Consider the following 24,928-nt stretch of genomic DNA (forward strand, 5'->3'; position numbering starts at 1 on the left):
TGCACACAAAAAAAAACCGCCCTAAAAGGGCGGTTAAAGCTTCTTGGTCATATATTTTAATTCTCACTATCATCTACTTTATCTGGCATGGAATCACGTTCCATCATCAGGCTTGGAGGATACTGAGCAGGTTTCTCTGCCATGCATGCAGTCAATGAGGATGCTACCAACAATGCAGCCAATACTAAAGTGAGTTTCATTTTGAGTCTCCCTATAGAAATAATTACATGAGTTAATAGTTTTTCTAACAGGTATTACTACCCGATTTTCATTTCAAAAAAACCGCATGCTACGTACCAGAACATGAATTAATTGTCCAGATAATTTATACCTAACATGAAAAGGAACTTGATTCCTTGATCACCCAAACATAAACAACCGAATCAACTTCCTTCAATTGACTAGCACAGAATTATAATACAAGGGAAAATCAGCTTTTACAACCTACTTTTGAATTTTTTTATTTCAAACCTCTGCGGATCTAGCACCAGCCCTGATCAGGGCTGGCAACACTGGATTCGATTGATCATGCAGCAACTTGATGTGCATCAACACGCGCTGCTTTTTCTAAAACCATGGACAACCTCCCCTGCTACCTACCTGGCAAGGTCCCAGCACCAAGACCTGGTTGACGCTGGGCTGGATTGCTGCGCTACGCTCGCAATGGCGAATAGTAAAAAACGATCGCCGCACACACCTTGGTCACTGCCATGGCGAGGCCCAACGGGCCGCGGCCATCCAGACGCTTTTCGGCAACCATGCATCACCGCCATAGATATGACGTTAAAGAGATGGGCCTAAAACGGAAATTTCCAAGCTGCTTCTCAGAGACTCACTCCGCAATGATTTCATAATCATGCGTAATAGCAACGGTCGCCTTTAGCATCAGGGAAGCGGAGCAATATTTTTCTGCGGAGAGGCTAATCGCACGTTCCACCTGACGGGGATTGAGATTTTGTCCGGTCACGATGAAATGCAAATGAATACGCGTAAAGACTTTTGGATCTTTATCTGCACGTTGCGCATCGATCTCGATCGAGCAATGGCTGATCGCCTGCCGCGCCTTGCGCAGAATGAGCACGACATCAAATGCCGTGCACCCACCCAGCCCCATCAGAATCATTTCCATCGGACGCGGCCCCAGGTTCTTCCCTCCGGCCTCCGGTGCACCATCCATCAACACGGAATGGCCACTTTCCGTTTGCCCGAGGAAGCTGACGCCGTCTTGCCATGCAATGTTTGCTTTCATCTGTATTTTAAAATTTGACCCGTAATTCCCGACCAGCCGGATTGCACAGTCTTTAAACCTGCCCAACCGGAATTTCCGGGTTTAATTGACATGCGGCACAGCGTAGCAATCGCTGCTAGGAGGCTGTCCGAGAATAGACTGATCTACTGCGGACGAGCCTGATTGGCTGGATTTTACGATCCTTTTCGTTAAATAAAACGACTATTCGCCTCAAATGATCGAAAAATCCAACTCAACCAGCCTCGCCCTCGCTACGATCGCTATTCTCGGACAGCCTCCTAGCGTATAAATTGCGGTGCCCGGCAAAATGCATCCCCAATTGCAAGAGCGCCTCCCAGGCATCTCCCTGTACCACCCCCTTGATGATACGATCAATATGTGCCGCATGCCGGAGCGCACCCATCAATAATTGTCGATCGGCATGTTGCAGCGCGTGGGCAATCAATTTCTGCTGAGAAGGCCATACCCGCTGTACCTTCATGATCTGCGCCAGCGCCCCCCCCCGCTTGGCATCGACTGCCAAGCATATTTTCAATAGTACGCGGATTTGTTCGGCGAGCACTGCCAATATTAATGGCAGCGCGGCACCTTCGCCCTGCAGGCCCGATAAAATCCGGCTATATCGCACCATGTCAGCCATTAACAGCGCTTCGGACAACTGCAAAACATCGTAGCGCGCGACATCCAGGATAGCGTTTTTCACTTGCTCGAAAGACAATCTCCCAGAGGGATAGAGCAATGCGAGTTTTTTGATTTCCTGATGCGCTGCCAACAAGTTGCCTTCAACCTTGTCCACAAAAAATTGCAGAACATCACGGTCAGCCGATTGCCCTTGTCGTTGCAGGCGTTGCGCTATCCAACCAGCCAATTGTGCACGTTTAACCGATGGCACCGCAATCACCAGACCTGTTTGCTCGAGCACCTTGAACCATTTGCTCGCCTGACCCTGCCTGTCAACCCCAGGCAGCATCACAACTGTCACGGTATCGGCCGGCAAATTGCGACAAAACATCTCGATGGCAGCCCCCCCTTCCCTGCCGGGCTTACCCGTGGGAATACGCAGCTCCAGCATCCGCCGCTCACCGAACAATGATGATTGGCAGCGCCATCGCTTCAGATGCGCCCAGTCAAAACGCGGGTCCACTGTCAGCACTTCTCGCTCGGCATAGCCATCGCTGCCCGCCTGGCGGCGTATCTCATCGGCGATTTCCATGGCCAACAGCAGCTCGTCGCCCAGAATCACATACAGTGGTGCAATACCACTCCCGAGCTGTTTGGCTAGATGTTCAGGGTTAAGCTGCATGCGACAGGCACACTAACCAGGATTGATGGCTGAAATTTGCCGGATAATCTGCTGCACAGCGTCGTTCTGCATGTCCTTGTACAGCATTTCCTCTTCTGCAACCTTGGCTAACACCTGCGCATCCAGGAAGGGCAGAATGCGCGTCAACCTGATTTCGTTCAGGGTTAACAACTCCGCACCACTGGGATCCAGCAGCCGGGTTGCAACCCGATACCCCAATTCAAATTCGCGCACTCTCCCCCCCCCTGAAAGAGAGAGAATACGCTTTTCATTGATAGCGCTGATTATCTGGATCACCACCTCGGCTTTCTCCATTTTCTTGACCACTTGTGCACGAGTATGGGTATTGATTGCCCGCTCTAGGTCAGAACCTATGGTCAGGCCGGCCGGTGCAGTAATATAAACCCGCTCAAATGGCAGCTCGGCAACTTGTCCCCGTAACTGAAAGCCGCAGGCGGCAAGACTCGCCACAAGAAAAAACAATACAACAAATGATAATCTCGACATCTGCAGAAACAATCAGTGATCAAACAACGATATTGACCAGCTTTCCTGGAACAATGACCACTCTTCTTACAGGCCGGCCGGCAACGCTTTTTTGAATATGCTCATGAGCCAATGCCGCATGCTCGATGGCAGCCTGGCTGGCATCTCTGGCCACACGAATCTGGGCACGCAGCTTGCCATTAACTTGAACCACCAGGTCCATCTCATCCTGAATCAACGCCCGCTCATCAGCTTTGGGCCAGGATTGATCCAGCAACTCCGTGCCAGGTCTGAGCTCGCGCCAGAGGATATGACAGATATGCGGCACAATAGGTGAAAGCAGCAATACCATATTTTCCAGCGCCTCTTGCATCAGATGACGTGCAACCGGATCATCACTGTCCTGCAGTTTGCTCAACTCGTTCATGAGCTCCATCACTGCGGCGATTGCAGTATTAAAGGTATGGCGCCGCTCCAGATCGTCAGAAACCTTGACAATCGTTTGATGCAACTGGTAACGCAGTACTTTGAGTTCAGCCGGGAGCGCATGCTGGGCACTCGAATCGATTGCCGGCAGCGCAGCATCTTGCTGTACGTGCAAATAGACCTGCCGCCACAAACGTTTGAGAAAGCGAAAAGCGCCTTCGACCCCGGCATCCGACCATTCCAGTGTCTGGGTAGGCGGGCTGGCAAACATCATAAACAAGCGGGCAGTATCGGCACCATAATGCTCGACTATTTCCTGCGGATCGACGCCATTGTTTTTTGATTTTGACATGGTGCCAATCCCGCCGGACTCTACTGGCTGACCATCGGCCTGCAATATGGCACCCGTTCTTTTGCCTGCTTCATCATATAAAATATCGACTTCTGACGGATTGTAATAATGCATACGCCCGGCACCCGTTTTACGGAAGAAAATTTCGTTCAGCACCATCCCCTGCGTGAGCAGATTGGAGAAAGGTTCATCACAGGACACCCCTCCCAAATCACGCATCACCTTGCTCCAGAAACGCGAGTAAAGCAAGTGCAAGATGGCATGCTCGATGCCTCCAATATACTGATCGACCGGCAGCCAGTAATCCGCGCGCTGATCAGTCATGGCCTCATGCTGATCCGGGCATGCATAGCGAATAAAATACCAGGAGGAATCGACAAATGTATCCATGGTATCGGTCTCGCGCCGCGCCGGTTGCCCGCAACGCGGACAGGTACATTCATAGAATGAGGGGGTCTTGGCCAACGGATTGCCAGAGCCATCCGGCACCAGGTCTACAGGCAGCACCACCGGCAGCTGATCATCTGGCACCGGCACAACACCACAGTGTTCGCAATGGATCAACGGAATCGGGCACCCCCAGTAACGCTGGCGTGAAATACCCCAGTCACGCAATCGATAGCGCACGCGTTTCTCACCCATTTCTTTCCGGGCCAGTGCATCCGCAACCGCATCGATAGCCGCCGCTGACTCCAGCCCGGAAAACTCACCCGAATCGAAAGTGATGCCATATTCGGTATAGGCCTGGGTCAGCGGAAGGATCTGCTCGCCATCCGCTGGTTTAATGACTGCCCTAATTGGCAGGGCATACTGGCTGGCGAATTCGAAATCGCGCTCATCATGTGCCGGGACTGCCATCACTGCCCCCTCGCCATAGCTCATGAGCACGTAATTAGCCACCCATACCGGCAATCGCTCGCCCGTTAACGGATGCACGACATACAACCCCGTTGCCATCCCCTTTTTTTCTTGCGTCGCGAGTTCCGCTTCGATGGTGGCACCATGTCGGCATTCCTCGATAAAGGCAGCCAAGTCCGATTGATCCCGGGCGGCATGCAATGCGACTGGATGCTCGGCAGCAACAGCCACATAAGTTGCCCCGATCAAAGTATCCGCACGCGTCGTAAAAATTTTCAATGCCTGCGGCATACCTGAAGCCGTATCGGCCGGGAAAGTGATATCCACCCCATAACTCTTGCCAATCCAATTCGCCTGCATGGTTTTCACCCGCTCGGGCCAGCCTGGCAGTTTGTCCAGATCAGCCAGCAATTCGTCCGCATACTGGGTAATGGCGAGATAATAACCGGGAATTTCACGCTTCTCCACCAGCGCACCGGTACGCCAACCGCAACCATCGATGACCTGTTCATTCGCCAGCACAGTCTGATCGACTGGATCCCAATTCACCACCTGGGTTTTCTGGTAAGCAATGCCTTTTTCCAGCATCCGCAGAAACAGCCATTGATTCCAGCGGTAATAATCCGGATCGCAAGTGGCCAGCTCGCGGCGCCAGTCGATGCCAAACCCCAGACTTTGCAATTGACCACGCATGTATGCAATGTTGTCATAAGTCCATTGCGCTGGCGGCACGCCGCGCTGAATGGCAGCATTCTCGGCAGGCAGGCCGAATGCATCCCAACCCATAGGCTGCATGACGTTATAGCCCTGCATACGGCGATAACGTGACAACACATCACCGATGGTATAGTTGCGCACATGTCCCATATGCAACTTACCGGAGGGATAAGGAAACATCGACAAGCAATAATATTTCGGCTTGTCCGAAACTTCGGACACGTTAAAAACAGCCTGCTCTTGCCAGTCTTGCTGCGCCTGCCGCTCAATCTCCTGAGCATGATATTTTTCTTGCATAAAATGGTGTGTCCAGCTGAAAAGCGAAAGCTTGATTATACCGTGAATGGTAGGGCTTAATATGCACAGCGCCGAGAAAAGCCCAAGTCCAAGTGTAAGCAAGCCGCATGGTACTTGCCATAGGAACTGATCAACGGTTTGCTTTCAATCAGCAATCGTGTTTGCAGCAATTTGATTGATATGGACTCGGTCAAGCCATAGCTCTTGCTTGAAGGGGCATGCTACCGGGCAACCAACGCATCATCGTTCTTCGGATATTCCTCGCGCGGCCAAGCCCGAAGAATTGCCTGAATCACGGTAGCCAGAGGAATCGCAAAAAACACCCCCCAGAACCCCCAGAGCCCTCCAAACAGCAGAATGGCCGCAATAATCGCGACCGGATGCAGATTGACGGCCTCGCTGAACAGCACTGGAACCAGCAAGTTCCCGTCCAGGAACTGGATGATTGCATAGGCCAGCATGACATAGTAAAAAGATGGCGCCATGCCGAATTGAAAATATGCAACCAGTGCCACTGGCAGTGTCACGACCGTGGCCCCGACATAAGGTACGAGCACCGATACGCCAGTCAACGTAGCCAGCAACGTCGCATACTGGAGATTGAGATAACGAAAGACCACCCAGGTTACAAAACTCACGATCAATATCTCAATCAGTTTACCTTGTACATAATTTCCGATCTGACGATCCACTTCGACCCACACCTCATGCGTCAAACGCCGGTCCCTGGGCAAGAAACCGGTCACCCAGTTGATTAACAGCACCTTATCCTTCAACAAAAAAAATACCAGAATGGGCACCAGCACCAAATAGATCAGGATCGTGATCAGAGTCATTAGTGAAGCGATTGAGAAATCCAATAGCCGCTGGCTTAAACGAATCAACTCAGTATTGAAGCCGGCAAACACTTCACGAATCTGTTGCTCGGAGATCATGGCGGGGTACTTGGAAGGCAGCTGCAACAAGGCTTGCTGTACTTCAATCACCATGAACGGTATTTGATGAAACAGTTGCCCCATTTGCCGTATCAGCAGCGGCAGCAACCAGAAGAAACAGGCCCAAAGTATCGCCAGGAACATGACAAACACCACTGAGGTTGCAATCGAGTGACGCACTCCGCAAGCACGTAAGCGTCCTGCCATCGCATCGAGCAAATAGGCGATCACCAATGAAACCAGAAGTGGGGCAAGCATTTGCCCGAACAACCATACCGACAACACCAACAGCAGCACGATCAGTGCCAGCGCGACAATCTGCGGATCAGCCAGCTGCCGCCGGAACCACGCAAGAATCAAATCCATGTCAGAATTTCCTTCAGCCCTGCTTGAAACGTCAGCTGGCCATGCACTGGATCCAGACATTTATCCAGGCCATTGCCATCTGCATACCTGTTTGGCCAAATCGAGCAAAGGACAAACAAATATTCTTCATCATTGGAATGGCCGCCTACCGGAATCTGACTGAATCCATTCATGGCAGCCCGCACCCGCGGCAGTTCGATAAACGGCAAACGTTTAGTCATGCCGTCATAACATCGCGATACATTCACTAACCCTCCTGCCGCCCCTGTTCCTACTGGCAACGCTTTCCCGGAAACGCTTTTGCTCGACATCGGCCATCAGCTCGAACCGTCAGGCAGACTGCGTTTTTCCTGATGGCCTGGCGAAATCCAAGGCGGTATGCAGCAAAAGATTTGCGCCTATTTCCACATCCTGCCAATGCGTCCACTCATCTGGCGCATGGCTGATACCACCAATACTGGGTATAAATATCAGACCTGTCGGCGTGATCCTGGCCATGTACTGCGCATCGTGCCCCGCACCACTGGGCATCACCTCATAGTCCAGCTGCAATGCCTCGGCCCGGCGGCAAAACGCCTGAATCACCTCATCGGACATGGCCTGTGGCGCCAGCCAGCTCATTTGCTCAAACTCGAACATCAGGTTATGTCTGCGGGCAATGGCGGATAATACCCGCCGGCAGGAGTCGGCCAGATCCTGCATGACTTGTGGATCCGTGTCCCGGCCCACCAGGGTAAACTCGGCTTCCCCGGGAACAGTGTGAGCATAACCGGGCTTAAGTTTAACCCACCCAATGGTCAAACGGCTTTTATCAGTACCGTCTTCCTCTATGATGCGCGGAATTTCATGCGCGAAATCGGCCAGACCCATAAACGCATCGCTGCGCATATCCATGGGTGCGGTCCCGGCATGATTCGCCTTGCCAATCAGTCTCACCAGCCATTTATAAACACCCGAGATCGCATCAACCACCCCGACTGGCTTTTTGATTCTTTCCAGGACCGGCCCCTGTTCAATATGCAACTCCAGAAAAGCATGGAAATGCTTGGGATCGACTCTGGCATTGAGTGCTTCCAGCGCACTCAATCCGGCGCGCGCCATTTCGTCCTTGAGCAGCACATGATTGGCGTCATGAGCTGTTTCCAGCCACTGCGGCGTCAGTTCGCCAGCAATCGCCTGCACACCCATCATGCCACCGAAGCGCCCCTCTTCCTCGGCAAATGCATAAACTTCCAATGGATAGTGGCAATACAGGTCATGATCTCTGACGGTCCGCATGCATTCGAGTCCCGCCAACACCCCCAAACTGCCATCGAACATACCGCCTGCAGGAACCGAATCGATATGGGAACCAATCGCCACTACGGGCCCAGAATGCTGTCCTGGCATGCTGCCGATGATGTTGCCAGCACTGTCCATACGCGCACTAAAGCCTTCCTGCTCAAATTTCTTGATCAGCCAATCCCTGGCCTGCATATCGGCCTCGGTAAATCCCATGCGAAATACACCTTTGGAATCAGCATCATAACCAATACGGAACAATTCGAGCAGATCGTTTTGCAATCGTGGCAATTTAATCGCTATTGGTTGGGTCATGAATATTCCTCTTTAACTCAAAAAGACCCGCCTCGGGTCAGTAGGTTTTGTTTAGAGCGCGAACCAATGTTAGCATGTAAATAAATGGATAACATTGGAGCACAGCATGGGTAAAACCCTGGAGCTGGTCTTGATACTGTTGCTTTTCTACGGCGGACCCGCATCAGCTGTCCAACAATTGGCATCAAGTGAAGGTTTTTTTATACTGAATTTCGACCATTACAGCATGGCTTATGATGGTCTAAAAATCACGCGCCTGCCGACGCCACACAGCCAGGCAGAGCTGGATGACTGGCAAATATTCGATGTCACCGGACAACGCCAAGTGACGCTTTCAGGCTTTGCAAACGGCATCTATCAAGCCCGGCTCATAGACAGCCTGGGCAATAAAACACCGGTCTTGATCGCTGAGATACATGTCCAGCACCGCTCCCTGAGTCAGGCATTATTCCTGTTCGGCACGGGATTGGCAGTCTTCTTGCTGCTGGCAGGCTTGCTATGGCACTTCCATTACAAAGAGCAAAACCATGCTTGAGGCACAACTGAGCACGGAGCTGGCTTTAGCCATTTTGGTCGGTTTTGGCATATTGTGGATTGTCTTTGGTTGGTATCTGGGACGAGACAACCGCAGTATCGATGACTATGCCCTGGCGGGTCGCAATGTTGGGCTTGCTTTTGCCACCGCGACCACCATGGCCACCTGGATTACCAGCAATACGACACTAGTCGCGCCACAGCTCGCCTATCAATTTGGCGTATGGGGCATGATAGGCTATAGCATGGCAGCCTTGGGCCTGATCCTGTTCGCACCCATGGCACAGCGGATCAAATCCCTGATGCCCCATGGCTTTACCAGCGGTGACTTCATTCGCATCCGTTACGGCAACAATGCCTGGGGCGTATTCATGATCATCTCGCTGCTTTATGCCATCAGCTGGCTGGTCAGCCTGGGGATGGCAGGCGGCATCCTGCTGGCTTCGTTAAGCGAGCTGGATTATCATACCGGCATGCTGGCCATCCTGATCATCTGTGTGGGCTATACCCTACTGGGAGGATTAAAAGCAGTTATCGCCACAGATTTTGTGCAATCGATTCTGATTCTGGCTGGCATAGTCATCATAGCCTGGGTTTGCATCGATACCGTCGGCATCGGCACCATCTATCAGAACGTTACCGCCTCACAGCCAGAACTGCTCAATCTAGCCTTTCCCGCCGCCATCATGTTCTTGTTCAATAATATTTTCTTCGGAATAGGCGAGATCTTTCATTCCAACGTATGGTGGTCCAGAGCCTTTGCCTTTAGAACAGGGGTAGGAAAAAAAGCCTTCTTGACCGGTGGTCTGCTATGGCTGCCGATCCCGATTGTGACCGGCTTTGTCGCACTGGCCGCGCTGACGCTGGGCATATTGCCACCGAGCGCTGACATGGTCGGACCACTGGTAGCGGCCAAGTTACTGGGTTCCGTGGGTGCGGTTTTTGTATTTGTCGTGGTTTTCTCGGCGCTCGCTTCCAGCATGGACTCCCTGCTGGCCGCCACCTCTGACTTGATCACCCAGGACGGTTACAAACGCCTCATTAACCCGGCTGCAGACAGCGAAAGACTACTCAAAATCAATAAAAGAATTGTCATTGGCCTGGGGGTCATCACTGGGCTATTATGTTTACCCAAGATCGCGACACTCGCGGCACTGTTAAATTTCGCCGGCGCTTTTGTCGCCTCTGCTATTTGGCCGATCGTGTTCGGACTTTATCACCCCGGCCTGACTGGCCGTTTCGCCACGGCAGCCATGGCGCTGGGTACAATAACCGGCTTGACGCTTTATTTTGTCGTAGGGTTTTATGTGGCAGCCTTCAGCGCTTGCTTGATGTCGTTGGCTTGTTGCCTGGCGGGACTTTTGCTAGCGCCCGGTGAATTCAACTGGCAAACCTTTAAGGCATCTCAAAATGTATCTGAGTGAGTCTTTATTGACATTACTGGTCATAACAGCGTGCCTGGGCACGGCGCTGGCCCCGATTATTTTACTACTGCTTTATAAGCGCGATCTCAAGGATAAATCTTTATGGTAGATCCCAAACTCGAGGAAGTTATCCAATTTGAGCGCACTCGGCCGGATGTACATGGTGATGCGCATCCCAAGAAGCTGCTCAGAGCGATTGTCGAAGAAGGCGATCATTTGGCGAAATTATCCGAACAACATATTTTTTCTTCGGATCAATTCGATCGGGCAACACTGCTGCAGCTTTTTCGCCTGGCTGCCAAATATGAAGCCAATCCAGGCCGTTTCAGCACTTCCCTGAACGGCCAGATACTGATCTCAGCCTTCTACGAGCCCAGCACGCGTACCCGCTTATCCTTTGAAAGTGCCTGGCACCGTCTGGGCGGCGACATCATGTCCATCACCGACCGCTCCACCACTGGCATTGCGAAAGGCGAATCGTTGCGGGATGTCGCCGAAATGTTCAACAACTATGGAGATTGTGTCGTTTTGCGCGACAGCAATGAAGAATCGGTCAGAGAAATGATGACAGCACTGCGCATTCCCATCATCAACGCTGGCAATGGTACCGATGAACACCCGACCCAGGCGCTGGCCGATCTCTACACCATCTTCAAGTGGCGGCCAGATCTGGTAACAAACGAGCCAGGTGAAAAATTGAAACTATGCCTGGTTGGACTGCCGGCAAAAATGCGCACTGTCCGCAGCCTGCTGAAGCTGATGTGCCATTTTCCCGATGTTTTCTCCAAAATCACGATCGTCAACGACAAACAAAAAAACGCGATGTTTTCTCATGGCCAGTTGGCACAGCTTGAACAAGCCGGATTACAAATTGACGCAGCCAATGATCTCTATGAGGTCTTGCCGGAAGCGGACGTGGTTTACATCAATGCGATCGCCTGGGAAGGCAATGCCTATAAGCAGTATGGCAGGCGCTACCACCTCAATGCCCAGTCGCCACTCAAATCCGATGCGATCGTTCTGCATCCGCTGGCACGAAGCGTTGAATTATGCACCAGTCTGGATGATACGCCGCATAACTGGTATTTTTCCCAGGCCAGGGGGGCCGTATTTCTAAGAATGGCATTGCTCACCTGCCTGGTCAAACGCGCAGAAAGAGTGCTGGATGTTATCTAGTCTTGCCTGCCCTGCCACCATGGCCACCCGCAGCGTTCACAGCCGGGCATCTGCTTGCCGCCCCAAATGCAATATCCAGATAAACGGTTAAACGTGCCTCTGTTCACATGAAGCACAATCTTTCTGGACGCCACTGCCGGCCGAGAAACTCTGGCCGGATAACCTGTTTCTATGAATCATTACTTGCGCCACGCTTGCGTGGCGCCACAATTAGGAGCTGATAATGTGCGGAATCGCCGGCATCTTTGCCAACTCCCCTGAACGGAATATAGACTCCCAGATATTGGTCAATATGGCCGCCATCATGCATCATCGAGGGCCGGATAACTATGGCTACTGCAATCCCAAACAAGTCGGCGTCGGCATGAGTCACGCCCGGCTATCGATCATCGACCTGAACGAAGCCCGGGGCCGCCAGCCCTTTATTTTGCACGGCGGTCAAATCATTTTTGCGCACAATGGCGAATTCTATGATTATCAACGCCTGCGTGGCGAGCTGACCATGCAGGGCGTGCGCTTTGAGACAAAAAGTGATTCCGAAATCGTACCACATCTCTATCTGCAGACCGGCATGGATCACACCCTGCGACAACTGCGCGGTGAATTCGCTTTTTCTCTTTACGACGAGCAGACCGATACCTTGTATCTCGTCCGTGACAGATTTGGCATCAAACCCCTTTACTGGTCCCAGACTGCCAACCACATCATTTTCGGCTCGGAGATCAAGGCGGTGCTGGCTCATCCGGAGGTCACACCAGCATTCGACAGCCAAGGACTATTCCATCAATTGATCCAGGTGATGGTACCAGGCACAACCGCTTTTAAAGGCGTGCACCAGGTCGAACCCGGCCACATGCTGAAAATCACGCGCCGGAACAATGCATTTCAGATTGAAACCATTAAATACTGGGACATGCATTTCCCAGTCCCGGCAGAACGTGCCAAGCATGAAGACGAATATTATATAACCGGCGTTCGCAACCAGCTGCTGCAGGCCGTGCAGCTGAGACTGAATGCCGATGTGCCGGTCGGTTGTTATTTATCGGGTGGCATAGATTCCTGCTCCATTCTCGGACTGGCTTCTGCAGTCGCTCAGGAGCCGGTCCGTGCGTTCACCATCAGTTTCGACGACGAAGCATATGACGAGGCCAGCATTGCCTCTGAAATGGCTCATGCCGTAGGAGCCGAACAAGACATTCTGAAACTGAACGCCGATCTGCTTTATGATAATTTTGCCCGCACTATCTGGCATACTGAGCGCACCATCTACAATACGCTGGCTGTGGCAAAATTGATGATGAGCCAGCATGTCACACACCACCATTACAAAGTTGTATTGACTGGAGAAGGTTCCGATGAACTGTTCGCCGGTTATCCCGCATTCAGAAAGGATATGTTTCTGCATGGCATGGAAGGATTACATGCTGAACAAGCCGCCGAATGGCAGCACACGCTATCCGAGTCCAACAAGTTATTCCAGGGCGCAATGCTGCCCAAAGACGAATATGTATCGGCAGAAATCAATCGCAAGGTCGGCTTCACTCCCAGCTGCCTGCAACCGTGGCTGGGCTGCTCGGATCTGGCACGTCAACTGCTGAATGACGAGCGACGGGCAGAGCTTGGTGATTACGAGCCAGGCGAGGCAATTGCCGCGCGCCTGGATGAGGATTATCTTAAAGGCCGCCATCCCCTGGATAAAGCCCAATATGTCTGGATCAAGACCATGCTCGAAGGGCAGATCCTCACTTGGGGGGGCGACAGGGTTGATATGGCCAACTCGATGGAAGCCCGGCCAGCCTTTCTCGATCATCATCTGGCCGAGTTTGCCGCCACCATTCCACCCGAATTGAGAATCAGAGGTAATGTTGAGAAATATGTGCTGAAAGAGGCGATGAAGCATCTGCTGCCAACCACCTTGTATGAACGTCAGAAATTTGCCTTCATGGCGCCCCCCGCTCATACGGATGACAAAAAGTGGCAGAAACTCAAGGCATTATTTGCGCGTTACGCTTCACCAGAACAATTGAAGCAAGCCGGCCTGATCAACGCCGACTATTTGCAACACCTGATGGAAAAACAGGAAAATAGTGATACACCGGCCGCCGACAAAATTCAGATCGATGCGATACTCAATCATGTGCTGGGTGTCATGTTGCTGCATCACCACTTTATTGAACAGGATCTCTCACAATTGGCGCACGACAAGGCACAGCAATTGGGATGGGTCATATAAGGCGTTGATCTAAAAAAACAAGAGGTACCTTTGGCAAGCTTAATTCGTGCATTTCTGGCGTCGTTATTACGCAGCGGGCGTGACCTCATCCCGATCATCGGCGTAATCGCTTTTTTCCAGCTGCTCGTACTGCAACAGGCACTGCCTCAGTTTACTGAAGTGGTGCTCGGCGCCTTGCTGGTTGTGGTTGGGCTAACCTTGTTTATCTATGGCCTCGAAATGGGCTTATTCCCGATCGGCGAAAGCATGGCGCATGCATTCGCACGCAAAGGCAGTATCCCATGGTTGCTCACTTTTGCTTTTGCACTCGGCTTCAGTACAACCATTGCCGAACCGGCCCTGATCGCGATTGTTGGCGAAGCTGGCAGGATGGCGGCGCAAACGGGTGTGGTGATGGATACGCCAGAGGCGATCGCCGACTATGCGCTGGGGCTGCGTCTGACCGTAGCGCTCGCTGTAGGCTGCGCGGTAATGCTCGGAGTCATCCGCATCATCAAGGGCTGGCCGATCCATTACCTGATCATCGGTGGTTATGTGTTGGTGATCATCATGACACTGTTCGCCCCGACAGAAATCGTTGGCATCGCGTATGATTCCGGTGGCGTCACCACTTCCACCATTACAGTACCGCTGGTCACAGCACTCGGTGTCGGCTTGGCGGCCTCGATACGCGGGCGAAATCCTATGCTTGACGGTTTTGGTATCATTGCTTTTGCCTCACTCACGCCGATGATCTTTGTCATGGGTTATGGAATAATCATATTATGAGTTGGTTGCTTGCCCTCTTTGATACCTTGATTGCGACGCTGGGAGACATCTTTCCCATTGTAGCTATCCTATTCGGTTTTCAGTTCCTGATTCTGCGCCGCCCCCTCACTAATGCACCACGCGTGTTGTTTGGGTTCTTGTTCGTATTGCTCGGTTTGACTTTGTTCCTGGTGGGATTGGAGCGCGCCCTGTTTCCAATCGGACGGCTGATGGCCGAACAATTGACTGCACCGGATTTTCTAAGAAATGTAGACCAGTTACAGGATATCCCGCTCGCCTGGACCGATTATTACTGGGTACTGATCTTTGCCTTCACCATTGGTTTTGCCACAACACTTGCCGAGCCTTCTCTAATCGCTGTTGCATTGAAAGCCAATCAAGTTTCAGGCGGCGCGATCCATGCGACAGCACTACGCATTGCAGTCGCGCTGGGCGTTGCGACCGGGATCGCACTGGGCGTGTTCCGCATTATCACCGGACTGCCGATCCAGTGGTTTATCATTGCCGCTTATGTGGTTGTGGTGCTCCAAGCCTGGCGGGCACCACGCATGATCGTACCGCTTGCTTTCGACTCAGGGGGGGTTGCCACTTCCACAGTCACTGTACCGATCATCGCCGCGCTCGGACTAGGGCTGGCTGAATCGGTCCCTGGACGTGATCCGCTCATCGATGGATTTGGTTTGATTGCATTCGCCTGCCTGTTCCCTATCATAACCGTCATGGCCTATGCACAGATTGCCGAGTATCGCGCCGGCAGGCGCAAACCAGACACTGATCCTGATAAGACCAACACCTCATGACAAGGAGCGCCTGAAGTGCATTTCAAACTGATTATCACCTTTGTGGACGATAACAAGACCGAGCGCGTCATGGAAGCTGCCCGCCAATCGGGCGCAACCGGCGCTACCATCATTACCAGTGCCCGCGGTGAAGGTGTGGAAAGAGCCAAAACCTTTCTTGGCTTGTCACTGGAAACCCAGCGGGATGTGGTGATGCTGCTCGTTGAAGAACATTTGTCCCGCCTCATTCTCGAAAGAATCGCCGAGGTCGGCGAATTCGACATGACCTCCGGTACCGGTATCGCGTTCCAGATAGATGTCGAAGATGCAGTGGGTGTGGCGCATCAAATCAAGGAACTCTCGACCGTCGTGGAGGAAAAGCTATGAAGGGAACCAAGTTCATCCGCGTAGGCGACGTGATGAAAAAAGATTTCGACCTGGTCGATGGGATTACAACTGTCGCTGAAGCCCTTACCGGCATGCACCATCCCAACACGGGTGTTTTGATCGTCAACAAACGCTCTACCAATGATGAATACGGCATCGTGATGCTCGCCGATATCGCCAAGAAAGTGCTTGCAAAAGACCGCTCCCCGGCGAGAGTAAATGTCTACGAAATCATGTCCAAGCCGGTTTTGGGTGTCTCCCCGCAAATGAATATCCGTTACTGCGCGCGTCTGTTCGACCGTTTCGGACTCTCCCTCGCTCCGGTGATCGAAGCCGGCAACATTGTCGGGGTGGTGGGTTACAACGATATGGTAATCGATGGGATGCTCAATGAATGGCTGGGCAACACCCGCGAATAACGCTTGCTTGCAGCCGCTTCCAGCTAATCCGGATGGCTCTGTTACCCACTATGATCCATGATGACCAACAGATGAAGATCACAACAACGCCTCAAAAGCCAGGCTCTACTTGATCTCATCATGTGCCGGCATGGACTGCAAAATTTCTCCGAACCAAGATCGGCCCTTCTCATCGAGATGGAACAATCACTCACGATAAGCATAAAATCATGCAATCCATGCCATCCGAATATTTCATACTGTCATGACACCATGCAAGCCCTCATTAAGGGAATGCCGGCACCCTGGGTTCCGTACTTTCGACTTCCACTTCCGGGATATGCTGTTTCACACGCTCTTCAATTTCTTCAACCCGAGCAGCAGGCACGTCGGCCAGTACAAGCATATGCCCAGCTTCGATCGCCTCCTCGAATTCCTTGATGCGCCGGTTGCCAACGCTCATCCCCACCATACCGCTTATCCATGCACCGATCCCGGCGCCCGCCAGCGCGCCGGCAAGCAGAACACCGCCAGCAATCACGGTTGAAGCGGGGGGCAGTGCAACGGCGACCAGCCCCGCCAGCGCGCCAGTCGATCCACCCACAGCCAACCCTTGCTGGACTGCCGGCACAAAATCGCTTTTTTGCAACAAGCTGGCTTCGGGCAAATCTTCGAGCGGCGTACCGCGCTTGGCAATGACATGGATATGCCTTTCCTCGATCCGCGCCAATAGCAATTCATCGACAATCTTTCTTGTGACATCGATATTTGGGACAAGAAAATAGATTCTTCGCATGCTAACCTCCATTAATTAGGTTAATCCGATCTATTGGAAGGAATTGATACGATGTAATTCACTCCTTCTGATCTCAATCATAGAGAGCTCTTTCTGCGAAAGCAATCAAAAAGTCACATGCCCCGGTAATTGTCCAGCAATGCATGCTGCCGGCAGCCAGCAGAAGCAGGGCCTCTGTTCTGACGTCACCTGACATCACATGCGCCTTATGGCCGGCCGAAACGTGAAGCGATGAGCGTGACATCCGCCTGCTCCCAGGCTTTTTTGAAACGCGCCTCGATGACACTAGCCTCACTTGTCTTGTTCTGTGCACGCAGGGCTTGCAACAGGCCGAAAAGTGCCCAGCCATTGTCACGATTACGCCGCAGGTCTTCCCAATAGACGGTCTCGGCTTCATCGGGCAGCCCTGCCTCCAGCAGAATCGCCCCAAGCGCCAGGCGTGGCGGAAAATGCCATTCGGTCGGTTCTGTATAAACCAGACTGTCTTCGTATCGAATTGCACGATCGAGATGTGCGATAGCAGTATCGAATTTTCCCCGGGCGGCCGCGATTTCACCGGCCAGCACCTCTGGACCGATTTTCAATACACTGAGCGCCGTATTACTTGAAAAAAGCGGCATATCCAGCGCAGGATTCTGCACAATCGCGCGCAACTGCTTCAGCTCCTGTTCAGCCAATGGCAATTGCCCTGTGGCCACATGCGCCAACCCGCGCACGTAATGCCAGCTGCCTTTGAGAAACAAATTGCCAGCAGGCGGCGCAGGCTCTGCAAGCACTTGCTGCCAATGCCCGAAGCGCGCCAGCGTCCAGTAAGGCACCACACGGAAAACCGCAGTGAAAGGCATCTCGCTCAGGACAGCATCGCTGATTTTGTCAGAAATCGCGCGCGCGCTTTCCAGTGCGGCCTGACTCTGGCCGCTAGCAGTCGCGGCAAACCAGAGAAAATGAATGTTATGCGGATAATAGGCCATCGGATATAACCCCTGGGCCCGGCACTGCGCAATGTACGCCTCATCGGCAGCGATCGCCATTTGATTACTTTTCATGGCATCCGCATAACGTCCCACGCGCTGGTAGATATGTGAAGGCATGTGAATCATATGCCCTGCTGCCGGCATCAATGTCAGCAAGGTATCCGCCGCTTGCTCGGCGCGCTCGGGTGTGGCTGTTGGCTCCATCAGGTGGATATACATGTGCAATGCGCCCGGATGCTTGGGATGTCGGCGCAGCACTTCCTCGGTCAAGGCCACGATTTCCTCGGTGCCATCATAGGGCCGGCCATCCCGCATCCAGTAACCCCAGGGACGCAGATCCATCATCGACTCCACATAGAACATTGCGATATCCGGATCATCCGGGAAGCGCGCATGCACTTCGCGCATCGCATCGGCATAAGCCTTGTCATTAACGATCCGATTGCTGGCAGTGCCTGAATAGCGCTTTTCCAATGCCAGAATCAGGGCTTGTTCCTTGGGCGAAGCCGAAGCCATGAGTGATTTGGCTTTCTGAATCAGCGCCAGCGCCTGTGGCTCTTCATTCTCCTCCATCATGGCGTTAATGTTCGGGCCCAGCACCAGCGCCTGCCCCCAGTAGGCCATGGCAAGACCAGGGTCAAGCCGGGCAGCCTCGCGGAAGGCTCGGCGGGCCTCGGCATGGTTAAAGCCATAGGCAAGATTGATGCCTTGATTGATAAATAGCTGCGCCCTTTCATTGCGCGTACTGACTGGAAAAGTATGCACACCGAGGTTTTGCAGCCTGGGCGCGAGCGTCCCGTCAGGCCCCGCTTGATCCGACAAATCCGCTGCCGCATAATGGACATGATTCGCCGCCAGCCTGAGAGCATGCCTGCCGTCCCCGGTACCGGCCTGATCTTCGTTCAGCGCGTGCGAGCAAGCAATGCCCGTCACGCTCATGGCCAACCCTGCCAATAAATATCTGATGGAATGAGTGTTCATATACGCCTCCTTAAATTATCCCCAAGCGGCAGCCATGCCAGCTTGATTCGGCACCGGCCCAGCCCGGCAATATCGGATGGGCCAGTGAATAATGCTGCGCTGTTCCGCAGGCCAATTGGCAGCGCCTCGATCGCAGCCGACGCTTGCGCAGATATGACAGACAAATCGATTACCGAGTCTTGGGTATTTCAATCTGCCCTTAATAAATGACCAGTCGTCTTTCCCCGGTTTAAAAAACTACGCTCTAAAATAATCACCCAGCAAATCCTGGCAACACTGTTTAGCCGGTGCCGATGATTTGTCAATTTTTGATCGCAACAAGGCACCCTGCCAAGTATTGATTAATAAATCCGCCATCTCTTTTGCTGATTTATCCCGCCTGATCGTCCCCTGCTGCTGGGCCCTAGCCAGGCCAGCCTGCAGCAGATCCCGATAACGCTCGACGGCAGTCTGGAGTGACTTCTGGCAAACCTCACTCGTGTCACCGATTTCTCCCATTAGGTTGCCCAACAGGCAGCCGCCCTGATAGTCATTGTGTTCGAGCTCCGACACGAGCTGGTTAAAATAATCCACGATCGCCGCGAACGCATCGGCCTCAGGTTGCTGCAAGCAGGCACTTAATTGCCTGATGTACGGATCAATATAATGCTGAATGACTGCGGCGCCAAAATCTTCCTTACTGGAAAAATAGTTGTAAAAAGAGCCCTTGGGAATGCTGGCTGCATCGAGAATCTCCTGTAGCCCAGTACCATGATAACCCTGCTGCATCAACATCTTGACGCCATGATTCAGCAAGGTATCTTTTTTCGCTTCTTTTTTCTGTGATGTCAACATATCCATATAATACGACCGGTTGTCTTGTTTCGTCAACATAGACTGAAAATTCATACACACTCATTCGCCAGATCCCGGCTATGCCGGCACATCATGACAGCCATGCGCATCACGAACTCATCTGCATCAGGTTTGTCATACACACATCCGAGCAAGTTATTCCCACACTGACAACCCATGCATTCGATGCCGGATTTCAAGAAGCGTAGCCCACGAAATGCACCATAAAACAGAGGAAGGATGATTCTCAGCTTCATGCCTCCTGCTGAAAACTGTGCATGGTGCATATAGTCTTTTATAACAGCATATTAGCCATATAAAATAGCGATTGGCTGGTTATTCCGGAATAGTCAGCTTGTCATGCCAAAGGATATTTTACGCAATCATCAAAACTCCGTTAAACTGATGTGATGGCTCGAGTCCGCTAGGGCGGTACTCTGAACAGTCAAACCGGGAGCGCAAGCGGCAATTTCAACCACTCTCAGAAGGAAACCATGTTGAGCAAGAAAGAGACTTCCATTGTATTCATGTCATTATTCATGGGGCTGGCCGGCGGGCTTCTGTCACACCAAGGCCTGCCGACCCTGTCTGCCTCGGAGCAGGAAATTCCTCCAAATTCCAGAAATGCTCTTCCGCATACCCCGCGCATTGCCACTGAAGCATTGATTCTGACCGATCAATCGGGCACACCGCGTGCGCGCCTCGAAATCACTGCCGCTGGAGAGCCGCAGCTCGTATTGCTGAGCAAAAAAGGCACTACCCTCGCACAGTTGGGCACCCCAAATGCTGGTCTCCCTGAATTAGTCCTGAATGATAATGAGGGCAAGTCGCGGGTCCGCGTGGCCATGACGGCGAATGGATCGCCAGAATTGGAATTACACGACGCCAAGGGCGGAGGGCAAGCCACCCTGTTTTTTGTCGATCACAATCCGCGATTGTTACTGCGTGATCGGGAAGAAAAACTGGAAGTCTCAATGGAGGCCATCCCGGATCAGCCAGCCCTGTCCATACAAAAGGATGGCAAGACACGCGCCGCCCTGGCACCGGATTATCTCCTGCTGACTGACAAGGACAATACACCGCGCCTAAGTCTGCGCGTGCACCAGGGAGGCGAACCGAGCATCAGCTTGAAAGATAACGAAGGAAGCCGGTTAGTGTCGCTCTCGATACAGCCACTGCCCAAAACTGAAGAGCCCTTGTTTGCACTGTATGACAAAAAAGACCGTCTGCGGGCTGGACTCAATCTCGATGAAGATGGCCGGCCGAACTTTATTCTCCGGGATGGTCCCCTGCTATCCCTGGTCGATAAAGCCGGTAAAAACGGGATTTACCTAAGTCTGGAAAAAGATGACCGGCCCAGCGTTTACTTAAGTGCGCTCAATGGCCAGAGAGAAGCCTTTCTCGGACTCCGCAAAAAGGGGGAATTGGCGCTGGATCTGATGAATGGGGGGGCTCTCCCGCGGGCCAGCTTATTGTTGGATAACGAAGGCGCCCCCCTGCTCCAATTGCGCAGCAAGGATGAAAAACTGTTATGGTCCGCACCGGCAACAGAGGGGAGCCAACCATGACACTTCTGCTCCCTGTCTCAGTACCCGCGCCTAAAACATGAATTCAGTCCAGAAATAGGCATAGTTCATATTCCGGTCGACAGGGCTCTCGGGCGCATTCCGGGCAAAGGAACCGAATGCGAAGTGCATATATCCGGCTTGTAGGAACAAATTGTCCAGTACCTGCAGCCGGGTCCGGATTTCCATTGTTTGGCCCAGAAAACTGCCAGATTGCCCATTGGGATCCCTGAGACCGGTGCCCACCCAGGGCGCGGTCGGGTCAGCCAACCAGGTAGCGCGGTGCTGAAAGAAAATCCAGTAACGCTTGCTCGGTTGTACTAGCAACCGGTAGCCGGAGGAAATCAGATTGTTTCGCTGAAAGGGGCCTAGAATCCCTGTCGGCGTCAATTCAAACGAACGCCGGCCGTAGAGTATGTCGAAACCGGGTGAAGCATAATCAAACCGCACCAGAAACTGCGGCTTCCATGGATAATCAAAGGTATAGCCCAGTTCTCCATGGTGAAAATGGGCAAAATTGGCCAGCTCGCTGATTTTTCCGAATTGATAGTCAGATTCCACCTCAAACTCCCATTCCTTTACCCCGCCATGCTTGAAGAAGCGGTAGCCCAGCATCGTGAAATCCCGATACGGCCCCGGATTGGAGTGTCCATGATAGCTCAGCTCGGTACGCAGCCAAGGCACGGCATCCAAGGAAGGCAATGCAGCATAGCTTCCCCATAAGAAATTCTCATTATCGTCCAGGAAAGGATTGAGCGCCCGTTCAAATTTATCGACTGGCCACACGGCAAAAGTGTTGGACTGGAACCCGCCCGGCTGACCCAGTTTCCAATACAGGCCATCGAAGGCATTGGTCGTATTGCGGAAATTATTGCGGGCAATCCACCGCCCGCGGCCCAAGTCCATGTTGACACGTCCCATTCGAATTTCTGAGGGCAAACCGGTGCCAAAAAAATCCTTGAAGATCAGATCGAGATGCAATTGCTGAATTTCAGTCTTGTCGATGTGGGTGGTACCCACATTGGAATCGGCGTGAGTAAGATATGCGCGTGAATCCTGTAATTCCACAGTCAAACGAAAAGGGTCGAGAATATCCTGAATCGAAAAAAACAGCCGGGTCCGCAAGGCAAGTTGCTGGTCTACCGCGCGCAGGCCTCGCCGGAACTGCCCATTCATGTGCTCAAAACGAGTGCGGTGTTCACCCCCAATGGTCAGCCAACGGGGAAGCCGGGCTTGTCTGGCAAAATAACCAGGGCCTATCTGTACTTCATCCAGAATTTCGTCATAGATCCCCAGGGTTCTCGCATAAATGCCGATAAGCCGCTTGACCCGGTCCGCCCCCTCGACCTCTTTGACCGACGCTGTCGCCACCGGCTCGATTTGTTCCACTTCCAGCAGCCGTTTGGTTCTTTCCGCGGGGCTCAGTTCTTCGAGTTCGCGCCTTTCCCTCTCGCTCTCATCCAGCTGCAGCAGGCGTTGCTGAACCTTCTCCGGGGGGAGTAACTGTTCAGCCTCGCTAGATACCGGATCAGCATCCGAATACTCCGTGACAGACGCATTATCTTCCAGGCCAGTCGGAATGGCATCAGCCACAACATCATGACGCTCAAGCATGTGCAACCATTCCAGCAGGGTTGCACGTTCCGGTTCCAGCGTCAGTGGTTTGGAATCCATCACCGCTTGCTCTTGAACAACCACCCGCCCAGCAGGAAAGCCAGGTTTCTCCCCGGAATTTGGGTCAGCAATCTGTGTATCAGATAGATGCGCGCAGCCAGATGCCACCAGCACCAGCAACAGCACAGAACAGGCAATATTCTTTATCATCGGATATCGAGAAGATGGGACGTCGCGCTCAGGCAAGCACCGAAAGCGTCATCGTTGACGCCTATCTTGAATTGAAAGCACTGTGGATATAATTGGAAGCTATTAAAAAAACAGAACAGCCGTTTATAACTATACTCCATGTATATCCTGGTGTCGATGACGCATGCGCGCCATAGCGGCTCCGAACCGGAAAAGGACAGCGTCTACTGACTGGATAATTTTCTGATTTTCCATATCAAACTGACAGGATTTATGTCATTTAAAAAACTTTTTGTCATATCACTGGCAGCTATACTACCCGCTTGCGTTAGTCTCAAACCGGCAGCGCCAGAAGCGCGGTTTGAGAAAAGCAGCTGCAATTTACAGAACACAGAACACAGAACACAGTTTATGACCCGAATCTGGAACCCCCGAAACCTATTCATGAAATCCACATCGACCAGACATTAGCCACGAGACTCAGTTCCCAAAGCCTGAATATAGCCAATGCAATTGGCATACTGGATCTTCTAACCAACTATGTGAATTATTTAACGCTGCGCAACAAAAACCCGACTATCGAAAACAGGCTGGCAGTAATAGAAATCTCACAAAGCATATACCAGAAAATCAATACTTCATCTCTGGAAATTTCAGCCATTGCATCGGAACTGGACTGCGAAGAAGAACGCGCAGAGCAAATCGCCAACTACCTCAAATCAAAAGAAGGAAAACTGGAAAAAAATCTGACTGTTGCCGCAATTATAGTCGGCGCGACTGGTGCAATCGCCGCCGGTCTGATGCTTTCGCAAGGCATCAAAGGGCATTCGGCAGAATATGTCGGTATTGCAACAGGTATTACTGAGGCTACTTTAGGTATGTCTATTCTTGGAAATGAAACGGGAGTAGCGTTTTATCACCCGAGAAATGCGTTAAGAGAATTCTGGGAAGGCGGCGTTACTTCCACCATATTTCCTCCACCCGTTTGGTATTACCTAAACTACCAAAACCCATCAGAACCCCAAGCAATGTCCTTAAGGCAAAAAATATTGAACCAATGGATAAAATTCGAGCAAATCGTAGATGCCAACACAGAAGAAAAAACAAAACTCAAACAACTTTATTTTGGCAATGGTGGCATATATACAGCCGAGCAGTTAATCAACAGAGCAAATATGCATGACCAGATTGAATCATATATCAACTTAATGAAACAAGATTTGAAACAATTGGCGATAGAGCTGAAAAGTATAAAAGCGCAGCCTGAATAACGACAGTAACAGCCAGAGTTCTTCTCGCTCATTTCAAATCACCTAGGAGGCTGTCCGAGAATAGCGATCGTAGCGAGGGCGAGGCTGGCTGGCTGGCTGGCTGGATTTTTCGATCATTTGAGGCGAATAGTCGTTCTATTCAACGAAAAGGATCGGAAAATCCAGCCAGCCAGAATCGTCCGCAGTAGATCAGTCTATTCTCGGACAGCCTCCTAGTACTCCGTACCGTCAATTAGATTACAAATGAAATCGATGGATTCGCCTGCTAGGCTAGGCGCAAACCGCAGTCATAGCCGTAGCTATGGCGAGGATTTGCAACAACGCATGACAGGCGAAGGCGCGATTTTATGTAATCGTTTTGGCGGAACTGAGTACTAGTATCTCAAAAAGCTGTTTGGAAACACCGGTTCGAGTGATCAT

General features: G+C 52.0%; 23 protein-coding genes. 10 read left to right on the top strand and 13 right to left on the bottom strand.

What is annotated here, in order from left to right; all coding sequences use genetic code 11:
• Nucleotides 1–56 precede the first annotated feature (56 nt).
• The 8 genes from ABTW62_RS10180 to ABTW62_RS10215 form a co-directional block, all read right to left on the bottom strand.
• The gene (locus tag ABTW62_RS10180; RefSeq protein ID WP_430904467.1) at nt 57–200 is read right to left on the bottom strand and encodes a hypothetical protein; all 144 of its coding nucleotides are present in this window, start codon (nt 198–200) and stop codon (nt 57–59) included.
• 632 nt (nt 201–832) lie between these two features.
• Complete coding sequence (locus tag ABTW62_RS10185) at nt 833–1,249, bottom strand: OsmC family protein (RefSeq protein ID WP_430904468.1); 417 nt, start codon at nt 1,247–1,249, stop codon at nt 833–835.
• Between the two features lie 232 nt (nt 1,250–1,481).
• Nucleotides 1,482–2,552: a DNA polymerase III subunit delta gene (holA, locus tag ABTW62_RS10190; protein ID WP_430904469.1), complete on the bottom strand. Its 1,071-nt coding sequence runs from the start codon at nt 2,550–2,552 to the stop codon at nt 1,482–1,484.
• A 12-nt stretch (nt 2,553–2,564) separates the two neighbouring features.
• Nucleotides 2,565–3,059 carry an LPS assembly lipoprotein LptE gene (gene lptE / locus ABTW62_RS10195; protein WP_430904470.1) on the bottom strand — a complete coding sequence of 165 codons (495 nt, stop codon included), beginning with the start codon at nt 3,057–3,059 and terminating at the stop codon, nt 2,565–2,567.
• Nucleotides 3,060–3,078: 19 nt separating this feature from the next.
• Entirely contained in the window at nt 3,079–5,688 is a 2,610-nt protein-coding gene (gene leuS / locus ABTW62_RS10200) for a leucine--tRNA ligase (protein ID WP_430904471.1), read from the bottom strand.
• Between the two features lie 221 nt (nt 5,689–5,909).
• Nucleotides 5,910–6,989: an AI-2E family transporter gene (locus ABTW62_RS10205; RefSeq protein ID WP_430904472.1), complete on the bottom strand. Its 1,080-nt coding sequence runs from the start codon at nt 6,987–6,989 to the stop codon at nt 5,910–5,912.
• Entirely contained in the window at nt 6,980–7,237 is a 258-nt protein-coding gene (locus ABTW62_RS10210) for a hypothetical protein (protein WP_430904473.1), read from the bottom strand. Before ABTW62_RS10210 ends, ABTW62_RS10205 begins: the two co-directional genes overlap by 10 nt.
• A gap of 82 nt (nt 7,238–7,319) precedes the next feature.
• Entirely contained in the window at nt 7,320–8,585 is a 1,266-nt protein-coding gene (locus ABTW62_RS10215; RefSeq protein WP_430904474.1) for a Zn-dependent hydrolase, read from the bottom strand.
• A 106-nt stretch (nt 8,586–8,691) separates the two neighbouring features.
• On the opposite strand from ABTW62_RS10215, the gene ABTW62_RS10220 reads away from it, so the two are divergent.
• The 8 genes from ABTW62_RS10220 to ABTW62_RS10255 all read left to right on the top strand — a co-directional run bounded on the left by ABTW62_RS10220 (nt 8,692) and on the right by ABTW62_RS10255 (nt 16,305).
• Nucleotides 8,692–9,120, top strand: coding sequence for a hypothetical protein (locus ABTW62_RS10220; RefSeq protein ID WP_430904475.1), 429 nt, complete (start codon nt 8,692–8,694; stop codon nt 9,118–9,120).
• The gene (locus tag ABTW62_RS10225; RefSeq protein ID WP_430904476.1) at nt 9,113–10,543 is read left to right on the top strand and encodes a sodium:solute symporter family transporter; all 1,431 of its coding nucleotides are present in this window, start codon (nt 9,113–9,115) and stop codon (nt 10,541–10,543) included. Before ABTW62_RS10220 ends, ABTW62_RS10225 begins: the two co-directional genes overlap by 8 nt.
• A gap of 102 nt (nt 10,544–10,645) precedes the next feature.
• Nucleotides 10,646–11,719, top strand: a complete 1,074-nt coding sequence (locus ABTW62_RS10230; RefSeq protein ID WP_430904477.1) for an aspartate/ornithine carbamoyltransferase family protein — start codon at nt 10,646–10,648, stop codon at nt 11,717–11,719.
• 223 nt (nt 11,720–11,942) lie between these two features.
• Nucleotides 11,943–13,952 (top strand): asparagine synthase (glutamine-hydrolyzing), encoded by a 2,010-nt coding sequence (gene asnB, locus ABTW62_RS10235; protein ID WP_430904478.1) that lies wholly within the window; start codon nt 11,943–11,945, stop codon nt 13,950–13,952.
• 30 nt (nt 13,953–13,982) lie between these two features.
• Nucleotides 13,983–14,720: a DUF1538 family protein gene (locus tag ABTW62_RS10240; RefSeq protein WP_430904479.1), complete on the top strand. Its 738-nt coding sequence runs from the start codon at nt 13,983–13,985 to the stop codon at nt 14,718–14,720.
• The gene (locus tag ABTW62_RS10245) at nt 14,717–15,520 is read left to right on the top strand and encodes a DUF1538 domain-containing protein (protein ID WP_430904480.1); all 804 of its coding nucleotides are present in this window, start codon (nt 14,717–14,719) and stop codon (nt 15,518–15,520) included. Before ABTW62_RS10240 ends, ABTW62_RS10245 begins: the two co-directional genes overlap by 4 nt.
• Nucleotides 15,521–15,535: 15 nt before the next feature.
• Nucleotides 15,536–15,886: a P-II family nitrogen regulator gene (locus tag ABTW62_RS10250; protein WP_430904481.1), complete on the top strand. Its 351-nt coding sequence runs from the start codon at nt 15,536–15,538 to the stop codon at nt 15,884–15,886.
• The gene (locus tag ABTW62_RS10255) at nt 15,883–16,305 is read left to right on the top strand and encodes a CBS domain-containing protein (RefSeq protein WP_430904482.1); all 423 of its coding nucleotides are present in this window, start codon (nt 15,883–15,885) and stop codon (nt 16,303–16,305) included. Before ABTW62_RS10250 ends, ABTW62_RS10255 begins: the two co-directional genes overlap by 4 nt.
• 265 nt (nt 16,306–16,570) lie before the next feature.
• On the opposite strand, the gene ABTW62_RS10260 is transcribed toward ABTW62_RS10255, so the two are convergent.
• From ABTW62_RS10260 to ABTW62_RS10275, 4 genes are all read right to left on the bottom strand, one after another.
• Nucleotides 16,571–17,080, bottom strand: coding sequence for a DUF1269 domain-containing protein (locus ABTW62_RS10260; protein WP_430904483.1), 510 nt, complete (start codon nt 17,078–17,080; stop codon nt 16,571–16,573).
• 206 nt (nt 17,081–17,286) lie between these two features.
• Nucleotides 17,287–19,035, bottom strand: a complete 1,749-nt coding sequence (locus ABTW62_RS10265; RefSeq protein ID WP_430904484.1) for a hypothetical protein — start codon at nt 19,033–19,035, stop codon at nt 17,287–17,289.
• 237 nt (nt 19,036–19,272) lie between these two features.
• A complete protein-coding gene (locus tag ABTW62_RS10270; protein ID WP_430904485.1) occupies nt 19,273–19,923 on the bottom strand; it encodes a TetR family transcriptional regulator C-terminal domain-containing protein in 651 nt (216 codons plus the stop codon).
• Complete coding sequence (locus ABTW62_RS10275) at nt 19,920–20,126, bottom strand: hypothetical protein (protein ID WP_430904486.1); 207 nt, start codon at nt 20,124–20,126, stop codon at nt 19,920–19,922. Before ABTW62_RS10275 ends, ABTW62_RS10270 begins: the two co-directional genes overlap by 4 nt.
• Before the next feature lie 237 nt (nt 20,127–20,363).
• On the opposite strand from ABTW62_RS10275, the gene ABTW62_RS10280 reads away from it, so the two are divergent.
• Nucleotides 20,364–21,437 (top strand): hypothetical protein, encoded by a 1,074-nt coding sequence (locus tag ABTW62_RS10280; protein ID WP_430904487.1) that lies wholly within the window; start codon nt 20,364–20,366, stop codon nt 21,435–21,437.
• Between the two features lie 30 nt (nt 21,438–21,467).
• On the opposite strand, the gene ABTW62_RS10285 is transcribed toward ABTW62_RS10280, so the two are convergent.
• The gene (locus ABTW62_RS10285) at nt 21,468–23,258 is read right to left on the bottom strand and encodes an alginate export family protein (protein WP_430904488.1); all 1,791 of its coding nucleotides are present in this window, start codon (nt 23,256–23,258) and stop codon (nt 21,468–21,470) included.
• Nucleotides 23,259–23,779: 521 nt separating this feature from the next.
• On the opposite strand from ABTW62_RS10285, the gene ABTW62_RS10290 reads away from it, so the two are divergent.
• Nucleotides 23,780–24,508, top strand: coding sequence for a hypothetical protein (locus tag ABTW62_RS10290; protein ID WP_430904489.1), 729 nt, complete (start codon nt 23,780–23,782; stop codon nt 24,506–24,508).
• The last annotated feature ends 420 nt before the right edge of the window (nt 24,509–24,928 follow it).

Source organism: Nitrosomonas sp. ANs5 (genome assembly GCF_050584665.1).
Classification (GTDB): domain Bacteria; phylum Pseudomonadota; class Gammaproteobacteria; order Burkholderiales; family Nitrosomonadaceae; genus Nitrosomonas.

Coding starts and splice junctions, on each gene's coding strand:
- ABTW62_RS10220 (WP_430904475.1), top strand. CDS start 8,692: ATGGGTAAAACCCTGGAGCTGGTCTTGATACTGTTGCTTTTCTACGGC.
- ABTW62_RS10230 (WP_430904477.1), top strand. CDS start 10,646: ATGGTAGATCCCAAACTCGAGGAAGTTATCCAATTTGAGCGCACTCGG.
- asnB (WP_430904478.1), top strand. CDS start 11,943: ATGTGCGGAATCGCCGGCATCTTTGCCAACTCCCCTGAACGGAATATA.
- ABTW62_RS10215 (WP_430904474.1), bottom strand. CDS start 8,585: ATGACCCAACCAATAGCGATTAAATTGCCACGATTGCAAAACGATCTG.
- ABTW62_RS10280 (WP_430904487.1), top strand. CDS start 20,364: ATGTTGAGCAAGAAAGAGACTTCCATTGTATTCATGTCATTATTCATG.
- ABTW62_RS10225 (WP_430904476.1), top strand. CDS start 9,113: ATGCTTGAGGCACAACTGAGCACGGAGCTGGCTTTAGCCATTTTGGTC.
- ABTW62_RS10285 (WP_430904488.1), bottom strand. CDS start 23,258: ATGATAAAGAATATTGCCTGTTCTGTGCTGTTGCTGGTGCTGGTGGCA.
- ABTW62_RS10205 (WP_430904472.1), bottom strand. CDS start 6,989: ATGGATTTGATTCTTGCGTGGTTCCGGCGGCAGCTGGCTGATCCGCAG.
- ABTW62_RS10180 (WP_430904467.1), bottom strand. CDS start 200: ATGAAACTCACTTTAGTATTGGCTGCATTGTTGGTAGCATCCTCATTG.
- ABTW62_RS10265 (WP_430904484.1), bottom strand. CDS start 19,035: ATGAACACTCATTCCATCAGATATTTATTGGCAGGGTTGGCCATGAGC.
- holA (WP_430904469.1), bottom strand. CDS start 2,552: ATGCAGCTTAACCCTGAACATCTAGCCAAACAGCTCGGGAGTGGTATT.
- lptE (WP_430904470.1), bottom strand. CDS start 3,059: ATGTCGAGATTATCATTTGTTGTATTGTTTTTTCTTGTGGCGAGTCTT.
- ABTW62_RS10255 (WP_430904482.1), top strand. CDS start 15,883: ATGAAGGGAACCAAGTTCATCCGCGTAGGCGACGTGATGAAAAAAGAT.
- ABTW62_RS10260 (WP_430904483.1), bottom strand. CDS start 17,080: ATGCGAAGAATCTATTTTCTTGTCCCAAATATCGATGTCACAAGAAAG.
- ABTW62_RS10275 (WP_430904486.1), bottom strand. CDS start 20,126: ATGAAGCTGAGAATCATCCTTCCTCTGTTTTATGGTGCATTTCGTGGG.
- ABTW62_RS10185 (WP_430904468.1), bottom strand. CDS start 1,249: ATGAAAGCAAACATTGCATGGCAAGACGGCGTCAGCTTCCTCGGGCAA.
- leuS (WP_430904471.1), bottom strand. CDS start 5,688: ATGCAAGAAAAATATCATGCTCAGGAGATTGAGCGGCAGGCGCAGCAA.
- ABTW62_RS10245 (WP_430904480.1), top strand. CDS start 14,717: ATGAGTTGGTTGCTTGCCCTCTTTGATACCTTGATTGCGACGCTGGGA.
- ABTW62_RS10270 (WP_430904485.1), bottom strand. CDS start 19,923: ATGAATTTTCAGTCTATGTTGACGAAACAAGACAACCGGTCGTATTAT.